Annotated in this window: 5 protein-coding genes; 3 read left to right on the top strand and 2 right to left on the bottom strand. The window is 39.0% G+C overall.

The window, feature by feature from the left end:
- Positions 1–319: 319 nt before the first annotated feature.
- The gene (locus BTN98_RS11770) at positions 320–940 is read right to left on the bottom strand and encodes a LysE family translocator (RefSeq protein ID WP_060996772.1); all 621 of its coding nucleotides are present in this window, start codon (positions 938–940) and stop codon (positions 320–322) included.
- Between the two features lie 340 nt (positions 941–1,280).
- On the opposite strand from BTN98_RS11770, the gene BTN98_RS11765 reads away from it, so the two are divergent.
- On the top strand, positions 1,281–1,919 hold the full coding sequence (locus BTN98_RS11765; RefSeq protein WP_060996771.1) for a deoxynucleoside kinase: 639 nt from the start codon (positions 1,281–1,283) through the stop codon (positions 1,917–1,919).
- A 58-nt stretch (positions 1,920–1,977) separates the two neighbouring features.
- Here the strand turns inward: BTN98_RS11765 and BTN98_RS11760 are convergent, their stop codons facing one another.
- Positions 1,978–3,012 carry an ABC transporter substrate-binding protein gene (locus tag BTN98_RS11760; protein ID WP_060996770.1) on the bottom strand — a complete coding sequence of 345 codons (1,035 nt, stop codon included), beginning with the start codon at positions 3,010–3,012 and terminating at the stop codon, positions 1,978–1,980.
- 189 nt (positions 3,013–3,201) lie between these two features.
- Between BTN98_RS11760 and BTN98_RS11755 the strand changes: the two genes are divergently transcribed.
- Together BTN98_RS11755 and BTN98_RS11750 are read left to right on the top strand one after the other, a co-directional pair.
- On the top strand, positions 3,202–4,482 hold the full coding sequence (locus tag BTN98_RS11755; RefSeq protein ID WP_060996769.1) for an NAD(P)/FAD-dependent oxidoreductase: 1,281 nt from the start codon (positions 3,202–3,204) through the stop codon (positions 4,480–4,482).
- 104 nt (positions 4,483–4,586) lie between these two features.
- Complete coding sequence (locus BTN98_RS11750) at positions 4,587–4,934, top strand: RidA family protein (RefSeq protein ID WP_060996768.1); 348 nt, start codon at positions 4,587–4,589, stop codon at positions 4,932–4,934.
- Positions 4,935–5,085: the final 151 nt, after the last annotated feature.

Here is a 5,085-nt window from a genome sequence, read left to right as displayed (position 1 = left end):
TAATAATCGGTTTGCACGACGAGGGTCGCGCTGATTTTCGGAATGGCAAGTCCCGTCCGCTTCACAACACAACGAAGCCTCGTCAGCAATGAGAGGATTTTTTGCGTTTGTTTTATGGCTATTTTACAAATAATAACGAGGTTATTATCCGTCATCTCGAAAGAGAGGCACGAGTTATCCGTGATCTATTTATCACGTGTTTGAGCATTAAAGATGCCAGTGAACATAAGCTAAAACATTAACTAAAACAGCCATTCTACAACGCGCGGAAGGTAGATTCCCTATCTCGCTCGTAACTTTGCGGTTGGGAATGACAGTGCTACTTATTTACCGCTAAATAGGCCCCAGCGGCAATCATAATACCGCCAGCCGTTTGGTTTAGACGCTGTTGTGCTGTTGGCGTTTTGATCACTTTTGCTAATCTTGAAGCGCCATAAGCAACGAGCATAATCGCAGACATTAATGCGATCGAAGATAAGACCGAGACTAAAACAATATCACTGCGATTTAAGTAGGTTAAATCAATAAAAGTCGGTAAGAATGAAACATAGAACAGAATCACTTTAGGATTTGATGCTGAAATCAAAAAACCATGTCCAAAACTGGATAAGGCTGTTTGTTGGGGGTTTTGTTGTTCAGTATGCGGCTGGTTGTGTGTAAACGCCGTTATCATTTTATAGCCAAGATAGATTAAATAGCCGGCACCGAGGTAACGAATAATTAAAAAAATTTCTGACCAATTTTCAGCAATGGTGGCTAATCCAAAACAAGCAAGTTGTAAGTAAAGTAAATCACTGCATACCATGCCTAATGCCATCATGACACATTTTGTGGGGCCTTCTACCATTGCTTTAGCAAGAATGGCAAATATACCAGGACCTGGAGTGATAGCAAAAATGAAAATAGCACCAAAAAACGCGATTGCAGCCTCAAATGACATCAAGTTATCTCAGAATTGGAATATTTTGTGAATGCTATCATGAGGTCGCTATTTTACACTCAACATTTTATAAGCGCTAATATTACAGCTTAAGGTATAAGTTGTTTCAATAGGATTGTTTGCTACCGAGTAAAGTGCTGCTGAAGGGATATTGATGGTGGTTTTAGTTCTACTTTGGCGCTCAAAGTATACTGTTTTGGTTTATTAATCACCAAACAGTATATAAGGGATGGTTTTTTGCGACGTTTAGTTTCAGAATGTCGGGTTTAGAGCATTGGTAAACGTGAAGAGAATCAAAGCATGGTTCTTTTATCGCTAAGCCTTTAGAGGGAAAGATATCTTGGATAAGCCCCAAATTATATGTGTAGAAGGTAATATCGGTGCCGGTAAATCGACATTACTCCCTCAACTCGCAGCAGCACTAAACGCGACCGCTATTTTAGAGCCTGTAGATTCTGATCCTGAATTTCAACATTTATTAGGTGAATTTACACGTGACCCTTTTAACGTTACTGCGCGCAGCAATTTTCAATGTTATATCACAGCACAACGCGCTGAGTTACTTAATAATTTGAATCCCAAAGGGGTTTATATTATTGAGCGTTCTTTGTTGAGTGATTTGGTCTTTACTCATGCCTGTATTGCCAATTACAACAGCACTGCTGAAGACATAGCTAAACATATGGCGTGTTATCAGCACTTGATTAGTCAAATTAATCAATATCCAACCATTGATTATTGTATTTATTTAAAGACTGATCCTGAGATAGCCTATCAGCGTATGCGTCAGCGTGGTCGTGCAGAAGAGATGGGATTAGATCTTGGCTATATTAGTGATATTGATGCCTTTCATGATGCGGTATTACCTCAAGCATGCCGCAAAATGGGCACTAAGCTGATTTGTATTGATTGGAACCAACCAAGTGCGATTAGTGATTTATTACCACAATTGAATACTGCAGGTTTAGTTATTAACTAATCGAGTGCTGTAAACGCAAGAGGCTACAGTTAATGGTTAACCGTAGCCTCTTGACTAATTAACTTTTAAGCATTTGCCAGTATTTTTGGTAAATATTTACCGCTTCGCCAACGTCATCAGTGAACTCACCATTATTGACTTGCTCGTCAGTTGGGAAAATCATTGGATCGGTTTGTAATTCTGTTGGTAAAAATTTCTTTGCCAGCTTATTTGGCGCAGGGAATCCAAGCGCTTCAACAATTTTGGCTTGGTTTTCAGGTAGCATAAAGAAATCGATAAACTTAAACGCAAGATCTTTATGTTCGCTGCCTTTCGGGACGATAAAATTATCCATCCACAAAATTGCGCCATCTGTTGGATAAACAAACTTCAATTCTGGCATTTCTTTTTTTGCCATAAAGGCATTACCATTCCACTGCATGCCTACCATTGCTTCCCCTGTAACATAAGGGACATGTGGTGCGTCAGAATTGTAAACCACTACATTTGAACGCAGTTGACGTAACTTTTCGTAAGCTTGTTTAATTTCAGCTTCGTTAGTGCTGTTAATGCTGTGGCCTTGGGCACGTAATGCCATACCGAACACATCGCGAACATCATCAAGTAACATTACTTGTTGTTCAAAATTGGTATTCCATAAATCTTTCCAGCTAGTTACCTGATCATTGGTGATCACTTCCGCATTGTAACTAATCCCAGTAACGCCCCACACATAAGGTAATGAGTAATCATTGTTAGGATCGAAAGGTTGTTTCATTAGGCCTGAATAGATGTCATTTAAGTGATGCATCTTGCTTTTATCTATTTTTGCAAGCATGCCTTCACGGGCCATTTTTTCAATAAAATACGTTGATGCAAATGCAACATCATAACCCTTGCCATCAAGTAGCTTGAGCTTGGTATACATTGATTCATTATTATCAAACGTAGAGTAGTTGACAGTGACATCATATTCTTTTTCAAAGGCTTTGATTACATCTGTTGGCATATACTCTGCCCAGTTGTAAACGTTAAGCACATCATTTGCTGCCGAAACATTAAATGCTGAAAGTGCGAATGCTAGTGTGGTCACCCCTTTGAATATTTTCTTCATGTTATTAATTCCTAATTGACCAGGTAAGTCAGATTCGAGCGCGGATATTAGAGTTAACTATCAAAGTGTCAAAATTTATAGTTATAAACTATGACACTGATCACATTAATAAATTGCTTGTACAGCCCTAAGAGTCGTGACATTATCCGCGCGATTTTTAACCTATATTTTTTTTTGTGGGCAATTGGAATGTCAATCAGCAGTCAATATATCGATAGTTACTACCAAGCAACCGTTAATGCGTTACCAGAACAACCAATACTTGATCAGGCAATTGAAGCTGATGTTTGTATTATTGGTGGCGGTATGACAGGGTTAAATGCCGCGATTGAATTACGTCAAAAAGGGTTCTCTGTTGTGGTTCTTGAATCACAACGTTTAGCATGGGGAGGCTCTGGACGTAATGGTGGTCAGTGTTTAGTGGGTTATTGCCTCGGGTTACGTGAAGTTGATGAAACATACGGACCTGAGTGGGGTAAACAACTATGGGATCTTTCTTGTGAAGCTATTGATATTGCTCGCGATCGGATTGAGAAATTTAACATTGATTGTGATTTTCAACAAGGCTATATCGAATTAGCATTGAAGAAAAGCCAAGAGACAGAATTAAAATCGTGGTATGACCTTAAACAAGGTCGTTATGATTATCCAAGTGCAAGCTGGTGGGACAAAGATAAAGTTAATCAAGTCGCGCATACTGAACGCTATTTAGGTGGACTTTATGATTCAAACAGTGCCCATATGCACCCACTAAATTACACTCTTGGTTTAGCGCAAGCGGCATTAAGTTTAGGGGCGACTATTTTTGAAAATACGCCAGCAGTTAAACTTGATAAAGGTAATCCGCATATTATCCATACCCCTAAAGGTCAGGTTAAAGCGAAACAAGTGTTATTAGCGTGTAATGCCTATTTAGATGGATTAAACCGTAAAGCACAAAGTGTGGTGTTACCTGTTGTGTCATACATTGGTGTGACCGAGCAATTGGGTGATCGCCAGCCTATCAGTAATATGATGGCAATGTCGGATCTAAACAATAGCCTTGACTATTATCGTCCAACCCCTGATGGCCGTATTTTATTTGGTGGTGTTAATCATCCATTTAATGGTGAATATAGTGATTCAAGCGAGCGTTTACGCCAGCGTATGATCACGGTTTTCCCACAACTTGCTGATGTAAAAATGGAATACCATTGGGGCGGTCTATTTGCAGTAACACGCTCTTACATGCCACAAATTGATCACTTAGGTAACGATATTTATGTTGCTCATGGTTATACCGGTCATGGTGTCGGATTAACCAATATCGCAGGCAAAGTTGTTGCTGAAGCAATGGCTGGTACAGCTGAACGTTTTGATGTATTTGCTAAAATTAAACATGGTTGGATTCCAACACCTGAAGTTTTACGTAAACCAGCACTAGCAATGGCGATCTGGAAAGCACGATTAGAAGACTCACTAGGCAAATAATTAAAATTTATTTGCAATAAAATATAAAAAAGTAAGTTTATTTGCTATCTTGGTGCGGTTAATAGTGAGTTATTTGCTTATTTAAATCAATCAGAGAGAGCATTATGATCGAGCGTCAAGAAACGAAAGCCCGTATGAGTCGTATTGTGAAGCACAACGGCACTATTTACCTTTGTGGTCAAGTTTGTGCTGATGCAAGCAAAGACATTACTGAGCAGACACAAACCATGCTTGATAAAGTGGAAACATTACTTGAGCAAGCGGGCAGTGATAAAGAGCACATGCTATCAGCAACTATTTATATTAAAGATATGAGTATGTTTGCTGAGATGAATGCAGTGTGGGATAACTGGGTGCCTGCTGGATATGCGCCTGCACGTGCATGTGTTGAAGCTAGTATGGCTCGTGATACATTATTGGTTGAAATTTCTGTGATTGCTGCTGAAAAGTAATACTACACTTATTTATAATTATCAAAGGTCGACAATATGTCGGCCTTTTTTATACGTAAGTGATGCTAAATTCACACGATAGAATAAAAAACAAGCAATTGATCTTTTTAATGAAATTTTAGCTTTACAGCTAAGGTTAAGCTCGCTATTA

This window comes from Photobacterium aquimaris (assembly GCF_002954455.1).
Classification (GTDB): domain Bacteria; phylum Pseudomonadota; class Gammaproteobacteria; order Enterobacterales; family Vibrionaceae; genus Photobacterium; species Photobacterium aquimaris.
This window is presented reverse-complemented; position numbering and strand designations above follow the sequence as displayed.

Bases quoted from the DNA above. Each gene is read 5' to 3' on its own strand.
- BTN98_RS11770 (WP_060996772.1), bottom strand. From the start codon at position 940: ATGTCATTTGAGGCTGCAATCGCGTTTTTTGGTGCTATTTTCATTTTT.
- BTN98_RS11760 (WP_060996770.1), bottom strand. From the start codon at position 3,012: ATGAAGAAAATATTCAAAGGGGTGACCACACTAGCATTCGCACTTTCA.
- BTN98_RS11755 (WP_060996769.1), top strand. From the start codon at position 3,202: ATGTCAATCAGCAGTCAATATATCGATAGTTACTACCAAGCAACCGTT.
- BTN98_RS11750 (WP_060996768.1), top strand. From the start codon at position 4,587: ATGATCGAGCGTCAAGAAACGAAAGCCCGTATGAGTCGTATTGTGAAG.